The sequence below is a fragment of the Candidatus Izemoplasmatales bacterium genome (assembly GCA_041649275.1).
Lineage (GTDB): Bacteria > Bacillota_I > Bacilli_A > Izemoplasmatales > Hujiaoplasmataceae > UBA12489.
This window is the reverse complement of record JBAZNL010000011.1, coordinates 15514-40596: the sequence shown is the minus strand read 5'-3', so window position 1 is coordinate 40596 and position 25083 is coordinate 15514. Positions and strand designations below refer to the sequence as shown.

Below are 25083 nucleotides of genomic sequence, written 5' to 3'. Positions count from 1 at the left end.
CGCTCCATGATCGTTCTGACGACCGCCTGTCGGGGCGGTCGTCTTTTTCGTCGATCGCGAAAACCCCGGCGAAAAAGAAAAGACCAGGAGATGAATCTCCTCGTCTCCGTATGCGAAAAGGGTCGCATCGATCCGGATCCGATCGAATCCGTCTCCATGCGACCCTTGCGTCATTTCTTCAGGGAACTCGCCGCACCGATGAAGTCGCGGAAGAGCGGCTGCGGCCGCTGCGGCCGGGAGACGAACTCCGGATGGAACTGACTGGCGACGAACCACGGATGGTTCTTGAGCTCGATGATCTCGCACAGGCCCGTCTCCGGATTGATTCCCGAGAAGACGAGACCCTGTTTCTCGAAGAGTTTCTTGAACTTGTTGTTGAACTCGTAGCGGTGGCGGTGGCGTTCGCGGATCCGTTCCGTCCCGTAGGCTTTCCCGGCGAGCGTGTTCTTCTTCACGTCGCAGTTGTAGAGGCCGAGGCGCATCGTGCCGCCGAGATTGATGCCGACGTACTGCTCGGGCAGGTAGTCGATCACGTTGTAGATCGTATCCTCGTCGAATTCGGTCGAGTTCGCCTCCGGCAGGCCGCAGACGTTCCGGGCGAATTCGATGATCGACAGCTGCATCCCCAGACAGAGCCCGAGGAACGGGACGCCGTGCTCGCGGGCGTATTTGATCGCGGCGATCTTGCCGTCGATGCCACGGTTGCCGAACCCGCCCGGAACGAGGACGCCCCTGCAGCCGGAAAGCAGTCCGGCGACGTTGTCGTCGTTCACTTCGGCGGAGTTGATCCAGCGGATCTTGACCTTGACGTTATGGAAGTACCCGGCGTGCTTGAGCGCTTCGGAGACCGAGAGGTAGGCGTCGTGGAGCGCGACATACTTGCCCACGAGGGCGATCTCGACCTCGTTCTCGAGGTTGCGGATGGTCTCGACGAGACGCGTCCAATCGGAGATGTCGCAGGGGGGAGCCGACAGCCCGAAATGGTTCAGGACGAGGTCGTCGAGGTGCTGCTCGTGGAAGTGGAGCGCGACCTCGTAGAGGATCTTGACGTCGATGCACTGGATGACCGCTTCTTTCGTGACGTCGCAGAACAGGGCGATTTTCTCACGCATCGAATTGGTGATCTCATGGCTCGTGCGAAGGATGATCACATCCGGCGTGATGCCGAGCGAACGCAGTTCCTTGACGCTGTGCTGGGTCGGTTTCGTCTTCAGTTCGCCGCTCGTCTCGAGATACGGAACGAGCGTGTTGTGGATGTAGAGGGTGCTGTTGTAGCCGTAGTCGCGGCGGGTCTGGCGGATCGCCTCGAGGAACGGAAGCGATTCGATGTCGCCGACCGTGCCACCGATCTCGGCGATGATAACGTCGGCGTCGGATGCGGTCGCGGCCGCCTCCAGACGCGACTTGATCTCGTTGGTGATGTGGGGGATGACCTGGACGGTGCCGCCGAGGAAATCGCCGCGGCGTTCCTTCTCGATGACGGAGGAGTAGATCTTACCGGTCGTGATCGACGACAGGACGGACAGGTTCTCGTCGATGAAGCGTTCGTAGTGGCCGAGGTCGAGGTCGGTCTCGGCGCCGTCGTCGGTGACGAAGACCTCGCCGTGCTGGAGCGGCGACATCGTGCCCGGATCGACGTTGAGGTACGGGTCGAACTTCATCATGAACACTTTCAATCCGCGATTCTTCAGAAGTCTCCCGAGCGACGCCGCGGCGATGCCCTTGCCCAGGCTGGAGACGACGCCTCCGGTGACGAAAATGAACTTGGTCTGCTTCATCGATGACACTCCTCGTGGCGCTTTTGGAAAACAGAAAAGGGTTCCCCTGGCGGAGAACCCCGTTTTCAAGCGAGCTCTTTAAAATTATAACAAATCCGTTTTGAAAAGACAATCGCTTTCGACGCATTATTCCTCGTCGTACATGTCCTCGTAATCGTCCATGTATTCGTTGTACTTGTCGTCGTCGAACGTCTCTTCTTCGGCCGGAACATCCTCTTCGACGAGTTCGAATTCGCCCTCGGATTCGGCTTCCTCGTCCTCTTCCTCTTCATCGAAGCCCTCGTTCTCGTCTTCGGACTCGGATTCTTCTTCCTCGTCCTCGGATTCGAATTCGGCCTCTTCTTCCTCTTCCTCTTCGCCCTCGTATTCGGGGAACTCCTGGTAGTACGCGCCGTCCTTGTCCCACATGTCGATCGACTGGCGGTACTTCAGATCCCAGAGGTCGTCGCCCATGTAGATGAACTTGGCCGAGACGATGAAGTCGGCGTAGAACTGGCTGATGACCGCGGCCTTCTCGTCGTCGGTCATTTCCTTGGCGGTGCTGAGGGATTGGAACAACTCGAGGAACGTCATCGGATTCTTGTTCTGCGACAGGATCTGTTCCGCAGCTTCCATCAACGACAGTTGTCTGATATCGGTCATGTTTCTGTGTCTTCCTCCGTTTTCATTTCCATTCGATCGACATGCGATGGCGGGAGAGGACGCGGCCGTCTTCCACGAGGTCGTACTCGAGGTCGATGCGGTCGCTTCTCACCCGCAGACGGCGGGTCGTCGCGGACGCCCGGATCGTCGCTTCGGCGGTCCTGAGGACGCCCGTCGTCGCGGTTCCGGTCTTGAATGTGAAATCCATGGTGGCGGTGCCGGCGCGGAGCACGCGGACGGTGTCGTCGTCATACTCGATCCGATAGTCGTTGCCCGATCCGTCGGCGAAGGACAGGATGCCTTCGTCGATCGCGGCGTCGGCGCGGAAGATCGTGTCGATTCTGCCGTCCACGGTCATCGAGAACGTGATTTTTGCTGGTTCCATGGTCCACCTGTTTAACGCTAACCTATTATATATTATAACGTTTCCAAAAACAAGTGCAAAAAATCAAATATTTTCGTGCTCGATTTCAGCCTTTTTTAGCCTGTCTTTATAGGTTTTCACGAGTTCGTCGGCGTCTTTCAGCATCGCGTCGACGGTCTCCCAGTTCCCGACGTTGGCACCGCATGCCATCGGGTGTCCGCCGCCCTGGTACTTGGCCGCGAGTTCGTTGATCGCCGGTCCCTTGGAGCGGATGCGGGCGCGGACGATCGCGTTCTCGTATTCGGCGAACAGGATCCAGACGGGGCAGTCGGCGAGCACGGAGAGCTCGTTGACGAGCGAGGTCGCCTCTTCGAGCGAGACGCCATACCTGGCGATGACGTCCGGCTTCATGCGGATGTAGGCGACCCCATTCGGCGTCTTCTCGAAATTGGTGAGGACGTATCCCTGCAGCTTCATCTGGTTTTCGGTCCGGACGTCGAGCGTCATCAGGATGTCGGCGAAGTCGAGGCCGAAGTCGAGCAGCGAGGCCACGGCCTTGAAGGTGTCGGAAGTGACCGAGCGGTACTTGAAGCGTCCGGTGTCGGTGACGATGCCGGTGTAGAGGGCGCGCGCCGCCGCCATGTTCATCTTCAGGACATGGGAGTATTCCTGGAAGAATTCGAGGATGATCTGCGACGTGGCCGGCCGGGTGGTGTCGACGTACTGGTAGTCGCCGTAGGCGTCGACCGGCAGGTGGTGGTCGATCTTGATCACGTGGGCGCCCTTGACGAAGCGCTGGTCGGCGACGCGGTCGCGCGTCGCGGTGTCGACGACGATCGAGAGCGCACCCTGGTAGGTCTCGTCGGGAATGACGTCGACGTCGCCGAGGAACTTCACGTACTCGGCGGTTTCGCCGACGATGTAGATCCGCTTCTGCGGGAACGATTCCTGGAGGATGTACTTGAGGCCGAAGCCGGCGCCGTAGCAGTCTCCGTCGGGACGCATGTGCATGTGGATGATGATCGTGTCGTAGGCCAGGATCTTGTCGAAGATGTACTGCTTGTCCATGTCATTCTTCCTCCGTTTTCTTGTCGAGTTCGGCGAGGACCTCGTCCGTGGCTTCCCACGAATCGACGACGCAGCCGCAGGCTTGCAAATGACCGCCGCCACCGAACTTCTTGGCGACGTCGAGGATCGGGATCGACCGGCTCCGGAGCTCGCAGAAAATCCTGCCGGTGTTGAGGTCGTAGGTGAAGTTCGCCCAGATCGGCACCTCGCGGATGCCGGCCATCTGGTTGACGAGCCCGCGGGAGACCGTGTGCGTGTCCACCTCGTGCCGTTTCAGGAACGCTTCGTCGTTCTTGCGGTAGGCGACGTTCTTCGCGGTGAGCGAGATCGAGTTGAAGAACGCCGACTTGAGCTTCTTCATCGAGAGCGACTCGGCGTACATGCGGTCGTAGAGGGTCTGGATGTCGATGCCGGCTTCGAGCAGCGACGCGGCGATCCGGAAGGTCTCGGGGGATACGCTCTTGTACAGGAACCTGCCGGTGTCGGCGACGATCCCCATGTAGAGCGCCTCGGCCGCGGGCAGCGGAATCGTCCACCCGGCGTCGATCAGGAAGCGGGCGACGATCTCGGCCGTCGACGAGGCCTCGGGACGCTGGATCCACAGGTCGTGACGGATGTCGGGATCGTTCCGGTGGTGATCGATCAGGACGAGCGTCTTCGCCTGCTCGTAGAGGTCGCCCTCGAGCATCTGGCGCGAGACGGTGTCGAGAATCACGACGAGAGCTTCGCGATAGTCGGAGACGTCGACGGGATCGAGCGGGCCGAACTGGTTCAGGGCGTTCGTATCGCCGGCGACGAGGATCGTCTTGGTCGGATAGCGAAGTCTCAGGGCGTGGCAGAGACCGAACTGCGCGCCGAGGGCGTCGAGATCGGGATTCTGGTGGCGGAGGATGATGATCTTCTCGTTTGTATCGACGAGACGGATGAAGGAATCGAACATGGGCACCTCGGATGTTGTCTCAAGAGTATATCATTATAACACATGCGCGGGCGTTTTACGCAAGCGATGCGCGCGAACGTGATGTTTTCATCCGCAATCGGCCCCCTTTCGCGTCAAACGCTTGTTGGCGATTCATCTTGATTGTGATATACTGTTTTTATCGACAGAAAAGGTGTGATCCACATGGGTTTTCTCAACAAGAAACTGCTCATCGCGCTCCTTGCGCTCCTGCTCGCCGGCGGACTTGCCGGCTGCGACCTGCTTTCCAGCGTCACGACGACGCAACCGGTGACGACGGCCTCGACCGCCGCCTCCACGACCGAACCGACGACGGCGCTGACGACAACCGCGCCGCAGCTGACGACCACGGTCCACAACGTCGCGATCCTGCTTTCGGGGACGTGGAAGACCGTCTATGATTTCGGATCTCCGTTCGATCCGACCGGTCTCGTCGTCACGCTTCTGAGATCGGATTCGTCCGAAACCGTCGTGGGCGAGTATTTCGTCCTCGGATACAACTCCTCCGCCCCCGGTCTTCAGACCGTGCGGATCCGCTACGCCGGCCTTGAGGCGGAGTTTGTCGTGTACGTGAAGGAGGCAACGGTCCTCGAAGACGTCGCCCTCGTCCTCGACCTTCCCGACAAGCTCGTCTACCAGCCCGGACAGACGGCCGACTGGACCGGACTCGCCGTCCGTGTCGTCCAGTCCGACGGCGACCGCATCGAACTGACGCCGGCGGCCTACGAGCTCTCCGGATTCGATTCGTCGGAACCGGGACTCGTCACGATCACCGTGACCTACGGCGACCTGACGGCCGCCTTCCCGATCTACGTCGCCGAAACCGCGGTGGGCGGCATCTCGCTTTCCGTCGTCCCGCCGATCAAGACCGTCTATGACGAAGGTCAGGCGTTCTCCGTCGCCGGCATGGTCGTGACCTTGAGCGTTCCGGGCGAAACCCCGATCACCCTCGCCTCCGGGCAGTATGCCGTCGACGCCCCCGATACCGATGTCGTCGGCACCCACGACGTCGCGGTGACGGCGCTCGGACTGACCGCCTGGTTCTCGATCACCGTCAACTCGACGAGTTCGGTCCTCGACCTCATGCCCTACTACGACGCCGCCGAGGGTTTGACGGGAACGCAGCTCGCAAACGCGCTGCGCACCATCATCACCACCGGTTACGTCGGATACAACTATTCGGGAACGACCGGAACGACGACGCAGGTCATCATCGCCGTTTCCGACAAGGATCCGGGTCGGACGGGCAACTACCTGATCGACATCTACACCGGAAAGTCCCTGAGTTCCGTCTGGGACTCGGGCGCGACATGGAACAAGGAACACGTCTGGCCCCAGTCTCTCCTCGGTTGCACCGCAAGCGGCATCAATACGTGTTCCGACGTCCACAACCTGAAGCCGTCGAGTCCCAGCATCAACAGCCAGCGTTCGAACGACTGGTTCGCATCGGTCATTCCCCATGACTCGAGTACGCTCGTGGACGACGATTCGTACGCATCCGGTTCGACCTTCAATTACGAAAACGAAACCTACGATTACTTCGAGCCGCGCAACGAAGTCAAGGGCGACATCGCCCGGATCCTGTTCTACATGGCGATCCGATATCAGATGACCCTGGTCGAGTTGAACCCCGGACAGACTCCCGCGATCTATCAGATGGGCGATCTCTCAACCCTTCTTGCGTGGAATCTCGCCGACCCCGTCGACGACTTCGAACGGAACCGGAACGAAGTGATCTATTCATACCAGCACAACAGAAACCCCTTCATCGATTACCCCGAACTGGCCGATTTGATCTGGGGCTGAACCGTTCAAATGAAACGGAACCGAGAGGGCGCGTCTGCGCCGACTCGGTTCCGTTTTCGTTTACAACTCCTGTCCGCTTGTTTCACATCAACCACCAGGCATCGCGTTCCAGTCGGAACAGCTTCGCCTTCTTCCGGTCGACGGCGGAGAGGATGCGAAGATCGAGGAGGGCGTTGAGGAGGTTCAGGCAATGGACCTTGCTATAGGATTCGCCGGCGAAATCGCGGAAATCCTTCCAGTCGAAATACCCCTCGGTCCCGGGCATCGCGAGCACGTGCTTCAAGGCGATTTCTTCCGAACGTCTCAATTGTTTCCCTGCGGACTTGATCCGGCGCAGCAGGGTATAGTAGTTGATGTAGACCTTCGTGTAGTCGAGAATGACGTCGGCCGCATATTCGACGAAGTACGTGATGTCGTTTTCCATCGTCCTCGAATTGGCGATCGCCGCATAATATCCGGCTTTGTTGACCTTGTTTCTGATCGCCTCGCTGACGAACAGGAGGGTCAGCGAGGGCGCGTGCTTGACGTTGTACCAGAAGGACAGCATGCGCGCCATGCGGCCGTTGTAGTCGAAGTAGGGATGGATGTAGATGAAGTAATAGTGGATGACGTGCGAGGCGACGAGATGCTCCTCGTAGGTCTTGTCGCGATCGATGTACGCCAGCAGGTCGCCGATCATGTCGGGAATCCGGGTTCGATCGACGCCGCGGTCGACGACGGCGCCCGCGACGTCGACGATCTGCACCGCGTCGTTCCGGTAGATGAGCCCCTCTGGCAATTCGTCTCCCGGGTTCAGGCAGCGGTTCGACAGGATGCGATACAACTGATGGATGTTTTGCTCGGTGATGTCGTGTTTCCGTACGAAGTCGAAGCCCAGCAGCATGTTCTTCACGATGATGTCGTTCTGATCCGTCAGGATGTCGTAATCGATCCGATGCAGTTCTTCGATCCGGGCGCGCGTGCTGCGGACGCCTTCGATCGAGAGGCTGGACTCGATTTCGGAATAGATGAAGCCGTTGAGCGGTTCCGAATCCCGGAAGTCGGCATACTCGCTCAAGTCCGAGTTCATGACCAGTTCCTGAGCACCGACGATCTTGAGGAGCGGCTCGGAGCGAAGCCAATATACGATCCTTTCATCGTGTTCCCCGCGCAGTCCCGGCTTGACGTAGTCCTCATCGCTTTGCTTCGCCAGATTGACATCGTCGATCTCAACCTTCTTCATGCCGTATCGATACATCAGTTCCGCCCGCGCCGGGTAATGTTCGAGCGAACCGCAAAGTTGTTTGTAATCCGTATATGTCATCGCTCTGTCACCTCGCATATATAGTTTACATTATGGTTTACGATATGTCAACGTTTCTATTAACGATATGATTTACAATGCGGTTCAAAAAAAACAAAAGGGAATCGAGACGACGCCGAGGCGTTCTCCCGATTCCTTATTTCTATGCCCTCACCAGCTCGTTCTGCGGGACCCGGTACGCGTTCTCGCAGACGGCGACGATGATGACGATCACGATCATGAACTGCGGCATGAAGTAGATGTTGTCGACCATGCCGTGCATGTGCGCGCCGAGGAGGGCGATGCCGAGGAAGATCGCCTCCGGCGTCCTTCTCCGCAGGACCCACTTGAACTGCACGAACACCTGCATCGCCAGCCCGGCGAGGCCGACGAGGCCGAGGGTCGCGGCGGTGTGCAGCACGGTGTTGTGGAACATCCGGAAGTCGCCCGCCTCGTCGAGTCGGGCGAAGAGCCCGTTTCCGAAGAGGGGATGTTCCCTGAATTTGGCGATCGCGTCGAGCCAGATCGGAATCCGCCCGCTGTCGTCGAGGAGGAGCGTCGACAGCCGGTCGAAGAGGGTGACGAAGAATTCCTTTCCGATCCACGCGGCGAGCGCGATGGCGCCGAACGCGGCGAGGAAGTGGAGCGCGGTGTGCCACCAGCGCTTCTGCACCATCAGGTACAGGGCGCACAGGCCGAAGGTCCCGGCGAAGGCGATGATCCCGCCCCGCGACGCCGTGAACAGGAGCATGATCCCCTCGAAGATCCCGACGATGATGTAAAGCAGCGGGAGCTTCGTCGTCTTGGCGTAGTAGTAGGTCATCGGTACGAAGAGGATCAGATAGGTGGCGATGTAGTTCGAGATGCCCCAGCCGAGCGTGATCGTCTTGTTTTCGATCGCGTAGAGGACGTCGTCGACGCGGAGGTAGTAGATCAGGACCTCGGCGGAGACGACCAGCCCGAGCAGGAACATCATCCGGATCAGATACTTCACGTGGTCGCCCTGGATCGTGTTCACGTAGAAGAGGTACACGGCTGCGTAGAGCAGGCCGACGAGGGCATAGAATCCGTACATCGGCGAGAGCGTGTCGACGGCGTTGATCGTCGACAGCGCGACCGCCGCGAGCATCACGAGGATTCCCGGAAGCATCGCCCCCCGAAGCAGATTCACGCGGAACCGGACCGCGTGGACGATCATCCCGAGGAGGATCGCCACCGGCGTCATATAGATGTAGAGGGGCACGCCGGAGAAGGTCCAGTCGGTCTTCGAGACCATGAAGAGAGCGTTCATGAAGAGCGGCACCGTCGGGATCGTATCCTTCAGAAAGACGAACTCGACGAACATGAGGCCGAGAACGATCGGCAACCCGTAGTCCGCCCACCCCATCGTCCAGACGACGACGGTGGCGAGACTGATGATGAGCTGATAGGGAAGACCGGTCAGGAACCGGTCGAGTCTGTCCTTCATGTCGTCCTCCATGGGTGTTCGCACTTACTATGATACTAAAAACGACCCGGTTTGTCACATGAAACCGTCAAACGGGACATAATCCGGCCCGAGCCATGAAAAAGCCCCGCGGAACGGGGCGCCCGAAGGCGTCCGTTCGCGGGGCTCGATCATGTCATGCGGTTGAGATCGTCGGGGACTTTCTCAACTTTCCCTTCAAAGGTTCAGGAAGGGATGTAGCGGGAGACGCGGACCTCATGAACGACGAGGTTGCCGGTGACCTGGTTGACCGCGAAATTGTTGAAGCCGATCGCGAAATCGGTGATGCCGGTCGCATAATAGCCGGAATCAGAGAGCTTCACGTAGACCCAGCCGGAGGTGCCGGCCGCCGGGAGCGTGATCGGGAAGGCGTTCTGGCTGCCCCAATAGAGCCACACGTTGCAGAGCGTCGTGGTATTCGTGTTGTTCGTGACGTAGAACCACAGGTAGTTGTACGCATCGGTGGCGCCGAAGCTGGCGAGCGTCGAGTACTTGCGTGCAAGCCACCAGCCGTCGTTCGCGGTGGCCGGGAGGGTCATGACCATCGTGTCGTTGGTGGCGTCGAGCTGCAGGAGGTCGCTCGGGTCGAGGGCGTTGGAGCTGTTGATGCGGGCTGTCCATGCGGCTTCGAATTCGGCTTCATCCGCATAGGTGAAGGTGTCGACGAGGATTGTCGTTCCGTCCATGAGGTGCCAACCGAGGTAGGAAGCGGTATTCTGCGGATATGCGACCCATTCGAGGCTGGGATCGAACGCCGCAGCCGCGTCGGTGCGGCCGCTCTTCACGGTGGAGATGCGGACCAGTGTGAATTCCGAGGTAGCCACGCCGCCGACGGACCAATTGGTGCCCGGATCGGTTCCACCGAGTTGGCCGAAGCTGTCGATGATCGTTCCGTCGTTCTTGAGCGTCAGGGCATCGTCGCCGTTATAGAAGGTGACTGCGCTGGAGATGCCGTCAGCCGGTTTGAATTCGGCGGTCGCGCTCGAGTTGTAGATGACGATGACTTCGCCCGGTAGCAATGTGCCAGTCAGGGCCAGCGTCTGGGAGGGCGTCGTGGACATCACGCTGCTGACGTAGGTGGAATAGAGGTCGACGACATAGGTCGAGAGGTCGATCGCGATGCCGGTGCCGTTGTAGATCTCGAGGGCCTTGTTGTTGGAGGATCCTTCGATGTATTCGGAGAAGATGAGGTCGCTGGCCGCATCGGCGCCCTTGACGACGACCGAGACGTTCGCGGTGCCCACTTCGGCGCCGACGGTGATCTCCACGACGACCGCTTCGACGGTCGGTGCGAAGCCGGCCGGCAGGGAGGCGACGTTGATGTTCGGAGCCGACCAGGTGACGATGCCGGTGAGGGCGACGCCGATCGTGACGTTGGTGATCGAACCGTAGAGCGCGGTGCCGATCTCGTAATCGCCGGTCTTGAGAGCCGTGACGACGTCCGGCAGGTCGGCGAGCGCGAGCGCCAGCTTGTCGGCGTCGGTCATCGCGACGAGCGTGACGGGGATGACGACCTCTTCGGTGACGGTGCCGTACGTCACGACGACCGTGACGGTGCCGCTGACGGTGCTGGCCGGCTGCGAACCGAGGGTGAGCCCGGTGGCGCTTTCGGTCAGATAGGAGGTCAGTTCGGCCGAGATGACGGTGATGTCAAAGGCGGCGAACACGGGGGTCGGGAGCACATAGTCGGCGGTCAGTTCCAACGAAGCGGGAAGCTTCGCGGAATCGAAGTCGACGGCATCCTGATCGGTGATGGCGACCATGGCGAAGGCGCCGTTCATGCGGATGCTGCCGTCGCTGCGGTATTCGCCGATGATCGCGGTCAGCGTGATGTTGGCGCCGACGATGTCGGCCAGGACGGTGCCGTCGGAGAACTCGACGTAATAGAACTGGAGACGATCGGTGCCGTCGGACAGGAAGTAGTTCGAGCCGTCCTTGACGACGGTGCCCGACACGACGACCTTCTGGGCGAGATACGGAGACGTGTTCGAGTTCGTCGAGTCATACGCCGCGATTTCGGCGATGGTCGCGCTGATCGGGGTATACTCGGCCGGCGTCGCGCTCTCGAGAATGACGCGCATCGTGGTGGTGTCGACTTCCGGCAGATAGTAGTAGCTCTTCATCGTGCCTTTGATGAGGACGACGTCGCCGATCGCATAATCCGCCTTCGGGAAGGAATAGTACACGTAAATGACGTTCGTTCCGTCGGTGATGAAGGCGCCGCTGTAATTCGTCGCGTTCGACGTCTTGAATTCGATGATCGTGCCCATGACGTACCCGATGTCGCCTGCGACGCTGCCCGTGCCGACGAGCGTGCGGATGTAGGTGTACGCTTCGGTGCAGGACAGGACGGTGAGCGCGCTCACGTCGATCGTGAATTCCTTCGTGTCCGTGAAGGTGCTCAGCGTGAGGGTCGCGGTGACGGTGACGCTGTAGGCCGCGCCCTTGTAGTTGAGGGTCAGGACGTTCGTCGCGAGCGACGCGTCGGTCGTCTCGGTGAGCGCCCAGGTGATCGCGGAGCCGTTGGCGCCGGTGGTCGGGAGGGTGATCACGTCGAGTTCGTTCGCGGCCGCCTGGACCGTGAGGGCTTCCTTGTCGGCGGCGAGCTTCACTTCGAGCGTCGAGATCGAGATCGTGTAGTCCTTGGTCGTGACGATCGGATCGCCGACGGCCGGGGTGTAGGTGAAGGTGCCGGTGAGGACCGCTTCGGACGTCGTGGCGACGTTCGCGTAGGTCACGACGTTGTCGACGAGCGAGGTGATGAACTCGGCGCCCGACTTGATCGCCCAGGCGATGGTCGATCCGTTCGTGGCGGTCGTCGGAAGGTTGACGACTTCCTCGGCGACGACGGAGGTCTTGACGATCGCGCCGGCGACGTCGTCGGCGGCCTTCTGGGCCTCGGTCAGTTCAAAGGTCGAACCGGCGCCGGTGATGCGCCATGCGGAGTAGCTGCCATAGTAGTCGTTCAGGAAGCCGGTGAAGATGACTTCCTTGCCGTTGAGGGCGGAAAGGGTCGACAGGTCGGAGACGATGCGGGAGAAGACGAGCTTCTGCGTTCCGACCATGAGGAACGTGGACGAGTCGCCCGTTCCGACGGTGAGGACGCCGACCACTTGGATCTTGTTGGAATAATAGGGCGTATTCACGTTCGTGTAGCCGTAGATCTGCTCGATCGTCAGCTCGACGGTGTCGAATACGGCGGGGGTCGCGCCTTCGACCTTCGTCAGGACGGTGATGTTGGAGACTTCGGGCAGATAGTAGTATGTCATGATCTGGCCCTTGATCAGGACGACGTCGCCAAGGGCGAACGCGTCGGTCGCAGTCGTGCCGGTATAGACGTAGACGACATGGGTGCCGTCGGTGACGTAGATGCCTTCGTAGGCGGCGAATCCGGACTTCCACTTGAAGCCGAGGATCGTGCCCTGAAGCAGTTCGACGGTGCCGTTAACCGCGCCGGATGGAGATCCGCCGAGTACCGCGATCTTGTCGAACGTCTCGGTGACGGTGAGCGGGACGATCGGGGACACGACGACGGTGAAGTCCTTCGTGACCGGGGTCAGCGCGCCGAGCGAGACGGTCGCGCGGAGGACCACGTCGGTGTCGACGGCGACGTCGGGATAGGTAACCGATCCGGCGGCGATGACCGCACCGCCCGAGATGACTTCCCAGGCGACCGCGGTGTCGTACGCGCCGGTGGCGGGCAGGGCGACGACGTCGTTGGCGAGCTGCTCCAGCGAGATGGTGAGGCTGCCGACGGCGGCGTCAAGAGCTTCCTGGCCTTCCAGCGGAACTTCTTCGAACGTCGAGTTCGTGCCGGTGATTCTCCAGCCGGGGATCGACGAGTTGTAGTCGTACAGCATGCCGGTGTAGATGACTTCCTTGCCGTTCAGCGAAGCGAGTCCGGCGAGGAACGCGGCGGAACGATAGAAGTACAGCTTCTGTCCTTCGGCGTTCTGGATGTAGGTGGTGTTGTCGCTCGTGCCGACGACCAGCGTGCCGCGAATGCTCACGAGGGTGCTGTAGTACGGGCTGACGGTCGTCGAGGCGACGGTCTCGTAGATCTGGGCGATCGTGACTTCCGTCGGCGTGAACGCGGCGGGCGTGCCGTCCGCGACCTTCTGCACGAGGGTCATCGTGCCGATCTGCGGCAGGTAGTAGTACGTCTGGATCGTGCCCTTGAGCAGGACGACGTCGCCGACGTTGTAGGTGACCGAGGTGAAGGCGGCCGAACCGGTATGGGCGTAGAGGTAATGGACGCCGTCGGTGATGAACATGCCTTCGTAGGCGGTGCCGCCGCTGTTGTAGCGGAAGGCGACGATCGTGCCTTCGACCATCTCGACGGTGCCGGTGAGTATGGGACCCGAGAATCCGAGGCCGGTCGCAAGGGCCCATGCTTCCGAGACGGACAGCGGGACGATCGGCGCGACCGCGATCGTGAAGTCCTTCGTGGTCGGGGTAACGACGCCCGCGAGCGTCAGGGTCGCGCGGAGCACAACGGAAGTGATTTCGTCGACGGCGGGCATCGTGGCCTTGCCGTCGGCGATGGTCGCGCCGCCGGAGACGACTTCCCAGGTTATGACGGAACCGTAGTTGCCGGCCGCCGGGAGCGTCAGCTGCTCTTCGGAGAGCGCCTCGGTCGCAAGGTTCAGGGCCGTGGTGTCGGCGTCGAGGGCTTCCTGTCCTTCGAGCGGAGCGAGTTCGATGTCCTCGGCGAGTCCGTCGAAGGCCACATAGACCTCGGGAACGCCGGGTTCGAGAGCGCTCGATCCGGTGTAGTACACGTAGTAGACGACGTCGATGGTGATGACCTTGCCGACGACCGCTTCAAGCGCGTCGATCGAATCGGCGTTCGACATGTAGTAGACCGTCGCGACGCGGGTGGCGCCGTCGAAGAGGTAGACGTTGTTGTACGCTCCGCGAAGCTGCGGGGTCACGGTGATCGTGAAGACCTGGCCGTGCAGGGTCTTGACCGGATCCATGCCGATGAGATCGGCGGGATTCTCGAGGACGATCGGCGTGATGTCGATCTCGTTGCCGGTCGAAACGACTTCCTGGAGCTTCAGGTTGATGAGCTGATACAGCGTGTAGGAGCTGTACTTGCCGTAGTAGGCCTTGATGTGGACTTCGTCGCCGACGTTGATCACGGCGTTCTTGATCGCCGTGGCCGACGATGCCGTGTAGACGGCGAGGAACGCGCCGGCGTCATCGACCATGAAGTATCCGCCGTTGAACGTGGCGTAGACCAGGCCGGTGACTTCGATGTAGTCGTTCAGCGAGGAATTCGCATGCAGTTCCACGAACGACGTGTAGAGCGTCGCCAGAGGCTCTGCGATGACGAAGATCGTGCGGGTCGTCTGGACCGACGTTTCGCCGATCGTGAGCGTCGCGGTGAGCGTCACGGGGACGTTCACGCCGCCGTCTTCAAGACGCTGGCGCGTGACGGTGACGTTCCAGGTTCCGTCTTCGTTCGCGGTCGCCGCGATCGCGGCCGACGCAATGTTGTTCGAGGACCAGGTCACGGCCGCGCCGCGGACCAGGCCGGGCAGCGTGAAGTTCGCCGTGATCGTATCCGAACCGGTGATGATGATCGTGTTGGCGGCCGCCATCAGGTACTCTTCGACGGTCTGGGCGACGACGGTCACGGTGAATTCCTTCGTCAGGGTGACGGCGCCGAGGGTGACGGTTGCGGTCAGGGTGACGGTCGCATCCCCGTCTTCATAGCCGGGGACGGTCACTTCGCCGAAGATGTTGATCACGTCTTCGTCGGAGGAACTCCACGAGACCATGACGCCGTAGGTGGTCGGCGACGGCAGGGTGATGTCGGCGCTGACGGCGGAGATGTCTCCGAGCGTCAGGGCGTCGATGACTTCCTGTACCTTGGCCTGGTTCGACATCGTCGAGACCGTGGTGACGGTCGTGGCGGTCGTCGGCGCAGTGGTCGGCACGGTGGTTGTGATCTCATCGCAGGCGACAAGCGCCATGAATCCGGCGATGATGATGCCTAGCAGTGCGAACTTTCTGAACTTCATATTACCCTCCTTATTCCTTTTTATTCTATGATCGTGATGTCGGCGGCGAGCGTCAGCATCAGTTGGAACCGATCGTTGTCATAGACGTATCCGTCCGGAGATTCGAACGAGAAGTCGTAATAGCCCAGCGGCCCGTTCACGCTGACGATCTGACCGACGGAAAGCCCGAGGTCTTCGGCGGTGAATCCCGTATCGCTGTCGATGCGGACGACGATGCGGTGTCCCGATGCGTCTTCGCAGACGACGCTCGAACCGGCGGCGTTGATCGAGACGATTTCCAGCTGGGACAGCCGCACGTAGGCGCCGATGCGGGTGAAGGTGAACGCCTCGTACGTCATCAGAAGCGGTTCGACGATGTTCCCCGTCGAGTTGAGAGACATGTTGATGGTGTTGAAGTTGGTGAGCTGCGGACTGCCCGAGTAATACGTCGGCGTGAGCGCGCCGATCGTGACGTTGGCGCCGACCTGCAGGACCACCGATCCGGTCATCGAATAGATGAAGACGCCGTATCCCTCGTCGTCCTGGATGTAGACGCTCTTGCCGAGGCGCGCGGTGACGGTCCCGGTCACGACGACCTTGAGGCCGACGTAGTCGTTGAAGTTTTCGAGAAGATGCCGGATCGACATCTGCGTGCCTTCCTTGCTGTAATCGTAGAGCGGGTCGAGTTCGCCCCAGACGCGACGCTTCGTGAGCGACGCGTTCCAGTCGGCGAGGGTGAGGATCTGCGTGAAGCGACTGCCGACGGAGACCTTGCTTTTCGAATAGGCGAGTTCGACGAGTTCGAGGTTGAGCAGGTAGAATTCCCCCTCGGCCGACGTGCGGTACCAGATCCAGGCGAGATAACGGCCGTTGCCGTCCATGCGCTCGCCTTCGGCCTGGAGCACGATCGTCTCCGCCGACTGGAGGACGGCCTTGGTGTAGTTGGCCGCGGTCTTTCCCCAGGGTTCGTAGAGCGCGGTCGACTCCGGCGTGTCGATTCCCAGATAGCGGACCGAGAAGCTCGTCCCGTTGCTTTCGAAATGGGTCGTGTCGCCGTCGACGTAACGGAAGACGGTCACTTCCCCGATGCCGTCGGCGATGAATTCCTTGTCGGCGTAATCGGCGGGAGTGATTTGCAGCGGAACGTCGTCGTCATCGACGTATTCGGAGATGTTGGGGTAGTATTCGACCTCGAGGTGGAGCGGCGTCGTATAGACGCGGATCTCCGTCCCGGGAGCGACGAGCGAACCAGTAACGATTCCGGAACCGAATTTGACGAACTTGTCGTAGTCGGACTCGTCGTCATACACGACCGAGACATCGAAGTAGTATCGGACGGTCAGACCGAGCGCCGTGAGGGTGGACGTGATGTCGGCGCGCGACATCCCCGTGAGGTCGGGAACGGTGACGAGCTCGTCCGTCGTCGTGGTCGTTTCGGTCGTCGGGACGGTCGTCGCGGTCGTCGCCGCGGTCGTGGTCGTCGTGCATCCCGTAAGGACGACCGTCGCGAATGCGGCGACGAGGAGCGTGAAGAATCGTTTGATCATCGGAATCGTTCCTTTCGAAGCGGGAGGATGGGTTCGAACCCGGTCATCCGAGGATGAGCTGGCTCTTCATCGCCACCAGGGCCTGTTCGGGGGTATAGGCTTCGGTGATGATGTTCTCGAGGCAATAGCCGGCCTCGACCCTGGCGATCGCCGAACCCGCGAGCAATCCCTTCGCGGCGAAGGCGGGGTCGTACTTGTAGTAGGAGTTCTGGTTGCGGGCGATGTTGGCGACCATCGACTTGTAGAGGAAGTCCCAACGGACATCGGCGACATCCCAGTCGGGTTCGCCGTCTGCCGCCCAGAAGTCCTGCGCGATCTCGAGGAAGTCGGCGTAGGTGGTGCTGTACGTTCCGGTCATCTGGATCGGCACTTCCGAGGTATAGGCGGAAATGCGGGCGGGCAGGTAGCCGGTATCCATCGCCCAGCGGGCGGTGTTGTCGGTGCTGGTAAGATACTTGATGAAGAGCCAGGCATAGAGACGTTCCGTCGTCGAAGCGTTCTTGAAGATGCCGATGTTCGGTCCCTGCTGCACGGAGGAGAGGTCGCCGGTGAAGGTGAACGCGGTCTCGCCGGCGTGGATCGTGACGGTCTGGTCGTCGGCGGTCACGGCTTGCGGCACCTGGACGAAGTCGGGCTGGAAGGATCCGAACTTCAGCTTGGACAGGTCCTCGGGAAGGTTCAGCTCCGGGATGTTGTACGTCACGCCGGCGGTGGAGCCGACCGACATGCAGACGTCGCCGAAGATGAAGTTGTTGGAACCGTAGGATTCGTTGAAGACGATCGGCAGCACCATCGTGTTGTTCTGGAACATGGCGTTGATGTACGTCAGCATCGAACGGGTCGTCGCGTTGTCGATGAGGATCTCGCCAAGCGAATTGGTGTAGGGCGCGCCGAGCTGGCGGCTCAGGTTGATGTACATGTTGCCGGAGGAGTCGTAGTTGATCAGATAGGCGCACTTCTTGTTCGCGACGTCGGTGACCGGATCCTCGTTCGCGTCGACGAGCGTGCTCTGCAGGACGCCCGCGAGCTGGTTGATCTGCTCGAGGGTCAGCGGCGTCGTGTGCGAGAGGTAGCCGTTGTCGGAGATCTCGATGCCGAGTGCGCGGATTTCGGCGATGTGGTACTTCAGCACGTCGACGTTGACGACCATGGTCTCGGTCGACTTGGAATAAGGTACGGAATAATAGTGCCCGCCGACGTACTGGTTGTTTTCCGCAAGGTAGGACGGGACGAAGTCGGCGAGGTCCAGCCCGACCAGAACCGTCTCGCCGAAGATCGAGGAGGTCGAGTCGGTGATCTCATAGGCGATGTTGGAGTTGATGAAGTTGTCCAGCGAATAGGCCGCGTCGCCGTCCACGTAGTTGGCGAAGTGGTCCGGGTACCCGAGCGCCATCGTCGGGACGACCGGCGGATTCAGGCCCATGCCCATCTGGATCTTCTCGCGAAGCGTGTTGTAGTCCGTCTGCGAAGTCGACGTGATCGTGACGTTCGGGAACATCGCCTCGAACTCGGCGATGATCTGGTCGAGAAGCGCGGTCTTGCCCTGGCCGTAGATGTGCCAGAAGATGATTTCCACTTCATCGTCGGGCAGATCCTGATAGACCAGCGGACGGGTGGTGGTGAGTTCCGTTCCGGTGATCAGATCCGTCGTCGTGATTTCGGCGGTGGTCGTCGTCGTGACGACCTCGACGCATCCGATGACGCTGAAGACGGTCACAAAGGCGACGAGCAACAAAAGAACTTTTTTCATTCGAATCCTCCTATGGTGTTTGTACGTACTGATCCTATGGAGAGGGCCGTTCAGCCCTTGATGCCGCTGCGGGACACGCCGCGCATGATCTGCTTGCGGAACGTGAAGAACAGGATGAGGAGCGGGAGCGTGACGAGCGTGGCCGCCGCCATCTGCCGGCCGAAATCCGTGCGGCCCGTCCCGATGTCGGTGAAGGCGCCGCGCAGACCGTTCGAGACGAGTCGGAACTCGTCCTTCATCGTTACCATCGCGGGCCATACGTACGCGCTCCATGCGCCCATGGAGTTGAGGATGATGATCGTCACGATCGTCGGCGAGGCGACCGGGATCATCACCTTGAGAAGATAGCCGAAATCGGTCGTACCGTCGACCTTGGCGGCGTAATAGAGTTCGTTCGGGATCTGCTTGAAGGTCTGGCGCAGGTAGAACGTGTAGAAGACGCTGGTCATGAACGGGACGGTCATGGCGATGAGGACCTGGCCGAAGGTCTGGTCGAAGGTGTACAGGCCGAGATTCGCGATCGTCAGGAAGTTGGTCAGGATGAAGATCTCGCCCGGAACCATCATCGTACCGAGCATGATCGCGAAGAGCGTGTCGCGGCCCTTGAAGTTGAGTCGCGCGAACGCATAGGCGGCCATGATCGTGGTGACCGTCGTGCCGGCGGTCGTGATGAGCGACACGATGACGGTGTTCTTGAGGTAGGTGAAGAACGGGAAGAGCGGTTCTCCCGCACGCGTTCCGCTTTCGACCAGCTCGAACAGCGCCGTGTAGTTCGTCAGCTGCCATTGCGACGGCTTGAGCCAGAGAAGCGGCGGAATCTCCTGCATCATGAGCTCGCTTTTTAGCGACGTCAGGATCATCCAGTAGAACGGAATCAGGATCGCGACCGCGACCACCCCGAGGAACGCATAGGAGCCGATGTTCCCGAGGATCTTCTTGGTGCGGTAGGCCTTTTTGTTGACAACGAAGAGATCAGACATCGTCGGCACCTCCTAGTAGTGCACCCTTTTCTTCGACACGACGCCCTGGATCAGGGAGAAGACGACCGTGATGAAGAAAAGGATGATGGCGGATGCCGCGGCATAGCTGTAATACCCCGATGAAGACAACTCCGCTCTGAATTTGTAGACGTAGGCGACGATCGTGATCATCGAATACGACGGGTTGCCCAGTTTGGTTCCGAAGAGACCGATGACCGAATTATAGGCCTTGAGGGCGCCGATCATCGAGGTGATCGAGATGTAGAGGATGATCGGCGAGAGCAGCGGGACGGTAATCCGGCGGAACACGGTCCATTTCGAGGCCGAGTCGATCTTGGCCGCGTCGTAATACTGCTTGTCGATGTTCTGCATGCCGCTCGTGAAGACGAGGATCTTGAATGCAAGGCTCTCCCAGATCGTGAAGACGAGCAGGGCGGTCATCTGGGTCCACCAGCTGGAGCGTCCGCCGATCCAGTCGATCGGAGACATGCCGAACCAGCCGAGCACAAGGTTGATGAGACCGTAGTCTTTGTGGAACATGACGGAGAAGGTCATGCCGACGGCGATCGCGTTCGTGACGTACGGAAGGAAGAAGACGGTCTGGAAGAATTTCGTGAGCTTCGGGATCGACTTCAGGGCGACGGCGATCAAAAGCGAGATGACGATCGAGATCGGAACGGAAACGAAGGCGATCACGAATGTGTTCTTCATCGCGGACCAGAACTGCGGATGGTTGAGAACGACGAGATAGTTACCGAAGAGGGTGTATCCCTCGATCGTCCCCTGGATCGGGCGGTACCCCTTGTAGAACGAGATGATGAAGGCGTTGATGAGGGGATAGAACGTGAACACCGCCATCAGGATCAGCATCGGCGCCAGATACAGCCATGCCTTCCAGTTGTTTTTCGTTTCCATGACGACGTCCCCGCTTACAGGCGTTTTCCGTCAAGGTCGAAAAGATGCATCTTCTCGGGCTTGACGGTGAAATGGACGACGTCCTTCGTCTTGATCCGGTGCTCCGCGTCGACGATCGCCTTGAAGGTCTTCTTGTCGAGGAGTGTCTTGGTGTCCATCTCGGCGTCGAAGATCAGCGTCGTGTCGCGGCCGATCGTCTCGACGAGGTCGATGTCGAATAAAAACGGGCTCTTGTTGGTCTTGTCGATGACGAATCCTTCGGGGCGGATGCCGACGTTGACCTTCTGGTCGGGCAGTTCGGTCTTGCCGACCTCCATACCGTTGACGAGAATGGCGCCGCCCTTGATCTCGCCGTCGAAGACGTTGATCTGCGGGCTGCCGAGGAACTTCGCCACGAACAGGTTGACGGGGCGGTCGTAAACGTCCTGCGGATGCCCCATCTGCTGGATCACGCCGTCCTTCATCACGACGATTTCGTCGGAAATGGACATCGCCTCTTCCTGGTCGTGGGTGACGAAGACCGTGGTGATGCCCGTCTCGCGCTGGATGCGCTTGATCTCCTCGCGGGTCTGCAGGCGCAGGCGGGCGTCGAGGTTGGACAGCGGTTCGTCGAGCAGGAGGACGCGCGGCTTCTTGACGAGGGCGCGGGCGATCGCGACCCGCTGCTGCTGACCGCCGGACAGTTCCTTCGGCTTGCGGTCGAGCATCTCCTCGAGACCGACCAGCTTGGCCATCTCGTAGGTGCGCTGTTTCGCTTCCTCCGCCGGAACGCGCAGGTTCTGCAGCGGGAACAGGATGTTCTCGCGGACGGTGAAATGCGGATAAAGGGCATAGTTCTGGAACACGAGACCGATGCCGCGCTTCTCCGGCGGCATCTCGGACACTTCGTCGCTGCCGAAGAAGATCTTGCCTTCGTTCTGGCGAAGCAATCCGGCGATCAGGTAAAGGGTCGTCGACTTCCCGCAGCCGGACGGTCCGAGCAGGCCGATCAGCTTGCCCGACGGAATCGTCAGGTCGACATGGTCGACGGCGTGGACCTCCTTGCGGTTCTTGCTGGTGAAGATTTTCGTGAGGTTGACCATTTTGATTTCCATACTGTATTCTCCCTACGCATATGATGTCGAAAAAGCGCGTTGCGACGTGCCTTGAATCCGTTCGTTTCCGTCCGATGTACCGGCATTCGAAAGGAATGTGCGGCCGCTTTTCAAACGGCATGAAAAAAAAAGAGGATTGCCTTTCGTTATAAAGGCAACACTCTTATGATATGTAGCAATGAAAATGCGGTCGTGGCCTCGGTCGTCGGAACGAGTCCGCCGATGATGCCGTTGAGCGCTCCCGAAGTATACAGAAAATACCCGACCACGCCGATGACCGCAAGCACGAGAATCATCTTGTACGTCTTCTTGATGAAAGTGAAAACGCCGATCAGGATGAAGATCGCGGCGCCGGCGAGGATGGCGGCCTGCATCCAGACGGCAAGTCCGGTAAGAATGCCGAGTCCCTGTGTGATGTACGGTCCGACGAATTCTTCGATGGTTTCGATGATGCCGGCAAAGACGAAGGTTCCTTGAATCGACATGCAAATCACCCCAGATTTTGTTGCGGGATTGTTCCCGCCCTATGTAGTATTATTATATCATAAGAACGTCATGCGCAATACGCGATTTTCGGCTTTTCGAATCAAAATGAACGGCGGTTCTGGATCGCGCGCGAAAGGGTCGCGTCGTCGGCGAATTCGAGATTCGCGCCGACGGGCACGCCGTAGGCGATCCGCGTGACGAGCAGGTCGGTGTCCTTCAGGATGCGGCGGATGTACATCGCGGTCGCCTCTCCCTCCTGGGTCGCCCCGGTTGCGAGGATGATCTCCTTGACCCGTTCGTCCTGGACGCGCGGCCAGAAGGCCTTCAGGTTCAGTTCTTCGGGACCGACGCCGTTGATCGGCGAGAGCGCGCCGTTTAAGACATGATAGAGTCCGCGATAACCGCCCGCCTTTTCGATCGAGAAAACGTCTTTTGACGTTTCCACGACGAGAATGCGGGTGCCGTCGCGGAGGGGATCGGCGCAGACCTCGCACCGTTCGCCGTCGGTCAGGTGACCGCAGATCGGACAGGGACGGATCGACGCTTTGGCGTTCTGGATCGCGGACGCGAACGCCTGGGCGCTTTCTCCGTCCATGCGATGGATGGTGTGGAGGGCGAATCGTTCCGCGGTCTTGCGCCCGACCCCGGGATACTTCATGAATTCGCCGATCAGGGTCTCAAGCGACTGGGGGAACCGCACGTCAGATCCCCGGGAAGCGGATGCCCTGGGTCAGCGAGCCCATCGTTTCCGCGACTTCCCTGTCGACTTTCGCGAAGGCGTCGTTGAGCGCGGCCTTCACCAGATCCTGAAGCATCTCGACGTCGTTCATGTCGAGTTCGTCCTTCTTGATCTCGATGCTGACGATTTCCTTGGTCCCCTTGACGGCCGCCTTTACGACGGATCCGCCGGCCTGTCCGTAGAACGTCGAGTTGTTGATCTCGTCCTGAGCCCGCTTGAGGTCTTCCTGCATCTTTTGGAGTTTCTTAAGCATTTGCGGATTGATCATTCGATTAACCTCCGGTCAACGTTTGACCTTGACGAGATCGCCGAACAGGTCGATCGCGTCGGCGACAACTTTCTCGATTTTCGGTGTCGCCTTTTCATCGGTGTCGGCGGATACGTCCCGCAGGTCGGGACAGACGATCGGCGAGAGCTTGATGTTCCTGCGACCCTGGCGATAGAGGACGGCGAACTCTTCGGAGATGGCCTTGAAGACCTCTTCGGGCAGTGCCATATAGTCGATGTCGCGATCAAACGACTGCTTCAAGACGTCCTTGACCACGGCCTTGGCACTCGGCGCCATGAGCTTGTTGCATGCGCCGGCGCCCTTGAACGTCACGATGATCCGACCGAATGAACTCGCCATCAGCGTACCCGCGGCGAAGATCTGTGCGACCTGCGCGCCGGATGCTGCGGACGCGTTCTTTGAAAAAAGATGCCAGTTGTTGATGAGAAAGGCCTTGTCGTTCCGGTTGCCGTTGTTCAGGACGTCTTCGATGAAGCCGATGTCGTACGTCTTGGAAATGTCGACACATGCAGATTCGGGTGCGGTTTGTGTGTCATTTGCGGGCTTTTCTACACTTTCTGGAACGAAATTTATTGTGTCGGAAATCGCTGTTTCTGGCTCTTTTTCGGTCTGGTCGATCGGTGCGTTTCCGCTCGTGGTATCTTTCTCTTGTTTTTTGGTATGGATCCGTGAAGAAGCGGTGGAATCGATAGTTTTTGTCGATTTTTGAGGTGCGGATTCGACTAAAGCACCCTTTTCGAGCTTCTCCAACCGGTTTTCGAGCTCATTCATCTCCCTTGCGACCTTGGCGTCGCTTTCGGGCTCCTCGTCGGTCATCTTGATGAAGGCAAGTTCGAGGTAAAGACGCGGGTTATTGCTCCAGCGGATGTCGTTCGCCGCCTTGTTCAAAATATCGAGATAGAAGAAGATTCTGCGGTTGCTGAGGGCTTTAGTAATTGATATGAACTCCTCGTTCTTGCTTAATACAGACAGCGAATCGGCGAACCCGACGTTCTTGTAAACGAGCACGTCGCGATAGAACTGGATCATGTTCTGACAGATCTTGGCGACGTCTTTTCCGGACGCGATCAGCTCGTCGAGCGCCTTGATCGCCTGCGCGGAGTCCATTTGCCAGATCTCGTGGACGATTTCCATCTGTTTGGAGAACGATACCGCACCGCAGATCTGATTCACGTCGTCCAGCGTGATCATTTCGGGGCTGAACGAATATGTCTGATCGAGCAGACTGAGCGCATCGCGAAGTCCGCCGTCGGCGAAAATGGCGATCTGGTTCACCGCGGCTTCCTCAATGTTGATGTGTTCCTTCGCGATGACTTCCTTCATCTTTCCGGCGATCTCGACGGGAGTGATCGCCTTGAAATCGAAGCGCTGGCAACGCGAGTGGATCGTCAGCGGGATCTTCTGAGGTTCGGTCGTACAGAGGATGAAGATCACGTGTGCCGGCGGTTCCTCGAGCGTCTTGAGCAAGGCGTTGAACGCTCCTGTCGAAAGCATGTGGACTTCATCGATGATGTAGACCTTGTATTTCACATAACCCGGCAGGTATTTCACCTTGTCCCGGATCTCGCGGATCTCGTCGACGCCGTTGTTGCTGGCGGCGTCGATCTCGATTACGTCGCTGATCGTTCCGTCCTGGATTCCCAGGCAGTTCGGGCAGACGTTGCACGGATTCGCGATCGGGGCCTTCTCGCAGTTGACGGCTTTCGCCAGGATCTTCGCGATCGATGTCTTTCCGGTTCCGCGCGGGCCGCTGAAAAGATAGGCATGAGCGACCTTGCCCGAAGTCAATGCGTTCTTGAGCGTCGTCGTGATGTGGTTCTGCCCGGCGACCTCGGTGAAATCGATAGGGCGGTAGGTTCGGTAGAGCGCCTTGTAACTCATCGGTCGTTCT

At 59.6% G+C, this 25083-nt stretch carries 18 protein-coding genes; 1 reads left to right on the top strand and 17 read right to left on the bottom strand.

Annotated features, from left to right (window positions below; translation table 11 throughout):
• Positions 1-170: 170 nt before the first annotated feature.
• The 5 genes from WC509_06685 to WC509_06665 all read right to left on the bottom strand — a co-directional run bounded on the left by WC509_06685 (position 171) and on the right by WC509_06665 (position 4792).
• A complete protein-coding gene (locus tag WC509_06685) occupies positions 171-1778 on the bottom strand; it encodes a CTP synthase (GenBank protein MFA5007135.1) in 1608 nt (535 codons plus the stop codon).
• A 126-nt stretch (positions 1779-1904) separates the two neighbouring features.
• Positions 1905-2420, bottom strand: a complete 516-nt coding sequence (rpoE, locus tag WC509_06680; protein MFA5007134.1) for a DNA-directed RNA polymerase subunit delta — start codon at positions 2418-2420, stop codon at positions 1905-1907.
• 22 nt (positions 2421-2442) lie between these two features.
• Positions 2443-2805 carry a DUF1934 family protein gene (locus WC509_06675; GenBank protein MFA5007133.1) on the bottom strand — a complete coding sequence of 121 codons (363 nt, stop codon included), beginning with the start codon at positions 2803-2805 and terminating at the stop codon, positions 2443-2445.
• 63 nt (positions 2806-2868) lie between these two features.
• Positions 2869-3852: a bifunctional oligoribonuclease/PAP phosphatase NrnA gene (locus WC509_06670; GenBank protein MFA5007132.1), complete on the bottom strand. Its 984-nt coding sequence runs from the start codon at positions 3850-3852 to the stop codon at positions 2869-2871.
• 1 nt (position 3853) lies between these two features.
• The gene (locus WC509_06665; GenBank protein MFA5007131.1) at positions 3854-4792 is read right to left on the bottom strand and encodes a bifunctional oligoribonuclease/PAP phosphatase NrnA; all 939 of its coding nucleotides are present in this window, start codon (positions 4790-4792) and stop codon (positions 3854-3856) included.
• A 183-nt stretch (positions 4793-4975) separates the two neighbouring features.
• Here WC509_06665 and WC509_06660 point away from each other — a divergent pair, with 183 nt between their 5' ends.
• A complete protein-coding gene (locus tag WC509_06660) occupies positions 4976-6616 on the top strand; it encodes an endonuclease (GenBank protein MFA5007130.1) in 1641 nt (546 codons plus the stop codon).
• Positions 6617-6698: 82 nt separating this feature from the next.
• Here the strand turns inward: WC509_06660 and WC509_06655 are convergent, their stop codons facing one another.
• From WC509_06655 to dnaX, 12 genes are all read right to left on the bottom strand, one after another.
• The gene (locus tag WC509_06655) at positions 6699-7919 is read right to left on the bottom strand and encodes a Fic family protein (protein ID MFA5007129.1); all 1221 of its coding nucleotides are present in this window, start codon (positions 7917-7919) and stop codon (positions 6699-6701) included.
• 142 nt (positions 7920-8061) lie between these two features.
• Positions 8062-9366, bottom strand: coding sequence for an O-antigen ligase family protein (locus WC509_06650; GenBank protein ID MFA5007128.1), 1305 nt, complete (start codon positions 9364-9366; stop codon positions 8062-8064).
• A gap of 203 nt (positions 9367-9569) precedes the next feature.
• Positions 9570-15413 carry an immunoglobulin-like domain-containing protein gene (locus tag WC509_06645; protein ID MFA5007127.1) on the bottom strand — a complete coding sequence of 1948 codons (5844 nt, stop codon included), beginning with the start codon at positions 15411-15413 and terminating at the stop codon, positions 9570-9572.
• Positions 15414-15433: 20 nt separating this feature from the next.
• Positions 15434-16939 carry a thermonuclease family protein gene (locus WC509_06640; protein MFA5007126.1) on the bottom strand — a complete coding sequence of 502 codons (1506 nt, stop codon included), beginning with the start codon at positions 16937-16939 and terminating at the stop codon, positions 15434-15436.
• Positions 16940-16982: 43 nt separating this feature from the next.
• Positions 16983-18689, bottom strand: coding sequence for an extracellular solute-binding protein (locus WC509_06635; GenBank protein ID MFA5007125.1), 1707 nt, complete (start codon positions 18687-18689; stop codon positions 16983-16985).
• 50 nt (positions 18690-18739) lie between these two features.
• Positions 18740-19669, bottom strand: coding sequence for a carbohydrate ABC transporter permease (locus WC509_06630; protein MFA5007124.1), 930 nt, complete (start codon positions 19667-19669; stop codon positions 18740-18742).
• Positions 19670-19681: 12 nt separating this feature from the next.
• The gene (locus WC509_06625) at positions 19682-20584 is read right to left on the bottom strand and encodes a sugar ABC transporter permease (protein ID MFA5007123.1); all 903 of its coding nucleotides are present in this window, start codon (positions 20582-20584) and stop codon (positions 19682-19684) included.
• Between the two features lie 14 nt (positions 20585-20598).
• Positions 20599-21678, bottom strand: coding sequence for an ABC transporter ATP-binding protein (locus WC509_06620; protein MFA5007122.1), 1080 nt, complete (start codon positions 21676-21678; stop codon positions 20599-20601).
• Positions 21679-21824: 146 nt separating this feature from the next.
• The gene (locus WC509_06615) at positions 21825-22163 is read right to left on the bottom strand and encodes a hypothetical protein (protein ID MFA5007121.1); all 339 of its coding nucleotides are present in this window, start codon (positions 22161-22163) and stop codon (positions 21825-21827) included.
• 101 nt (positions 22164-22264) lie between these two features.
• Positions 22265-22864, bottom strand: a complete 600-nt coding sequence (recR, locus tag WC509_06610) for a recombination mediator RecR (GenBank protein MFA5007120.1) — start codon at positions 22862-22864, stop codon at positions 22265-22267.
• Between the two features lies 1 nt (position 22865).
• Positions 22866-23171, bottom strand: coding sequence for a YbaB/EbfC family nucleoid-associated protein (locus tag WC509_06605; GenBank protein MFA5007119.1), 306 nt, complete (start codon positions 23169-23171; stop codon positions 22866-22868).
• Positions 23172-23186: 15 nt separating this feature from the next.
• Positions 23187-25073, bottom strand: coding sequence for a DNA polymerase III subunit gamma/tau (dnaX, locus tag WC509_06600; GenBank protein ID MFA5007118.1), 1887 nt, complete (start codon positions 25071-25073; stop codon positions 23187-23189).
• Between the last annotated feature and the right edge of the window lie 10 nt (positions 25074-25083).

Coding starts and splice junctions, on each gene's coding strand:
- WC509_06685 (MFA5007135.1), bottom strand. CDS start 1,778: ATGAAGCAGACCAAGTTCATTTTCGTCACCGGAGGCGTCGTCTCCAGC.
- rpoE (MFA5007134.1), bottom strand. CDS start 2,420: ATGACCGATATCAGACAACTGTCGTTGATGGAAGCTGCGGAACAGATC.
- WC509_06675 (MFA5007133.1), bottom strand. CDS start 2,805: ATGGAACCAGCAAAAATCACGTTCTCGATGACCGTGGACGGCAGAATC.
- WC509_06670 (MFA5007132.1), bottom strand. CDS start 3,852: ATGGACAAGCAGTACATCTTCGACAAGATCCTGGCCTACGACACGATC.
- WC509_06665 (MFA5007131.1), bottom strand. CDS start 4,792: ATGTTCGATTCCTTCATCCGTCTCGTCGATACAAACGAGAAGATCATC.
- WC509_06660 (MFA5007130.1), top strand. CDS start 4,976: ATGGGTTTTCTCAACAAGAAACTGCTCATCGCGCTCCTTGCGCTCCTG.
- WC509_06655 (MFA5007129.1), bottom strand. CDS start 7,919: ATGACATATACGGATTACAAACAACTTTGCGGTTCGCTCGAACATTAC.
- WC509_06650 (MFA5007128.1), bottom strand. CDS start 9,366: ATGAAGGACAGACTCGACCGGTTCCTGACCGGTCTTCCCTATCAGCTC.
- WC509_06645 (MFA5007127.1), bottom strand. CDS start 15,413: ATGAAGTTCAGAAAGTTCGCACTGCTAGGCATCATCATCGCCGGATTC.
- WC509_06640 (MFA5007126.1), bottom strand. CDS start 16,939: ATGATCAAACGATTCTTCACGCTCCTCGTCGCCGCATTCGCGACGGTC.
- WC509_06635 (MFA5007125.1), bottom strand. CDS start 18,689: ATGAAAAAAGTTCTTTTGTTGCTCGTCGCCTTTGTGACCGTCTTCAGC.
- WC509_06630 (MFA5007124.1), bottom strand. CDS start 19,669: ATGTCTGATCTCTTCGTTGTCAACAAAAAGGCCTACCGCACCAAGAAG.
- WC509_06625 (MFA5007123.1), bottom strand. CDS start 20,584: ATGGAAACGAAAAACAACTGGAAGGCATGGCTGTATCTGGCGCCGATG.
- WC509_06620 (MFA5007122.1), bottom strand. CDS start 21,678: ATGGAAATCAAAATGGTCAACCTCACGAAAATCTTCACCAGCAAGAAC.
- WC509_06615 (MFA5007121.1), bottom strand. CDS start 22,163: ATGTCGATTCAAGGAACCTTCGTCTTTGCCGGCATCATCGAAACCATC.
- WC509_06605 (MFA5007119.1), bottom strand. CDS start 23,171: ATGATCAATCCGCAAATGCTTAAGAAACTCCAAAAGATGCAGGAAGAC.
- dnaX (MFA5007118.1), bottom strand. CDS start 25,073: ATGAGTTACAAGGCGCTCTACCGAACCTACCGCCCTATCGATTTCACC.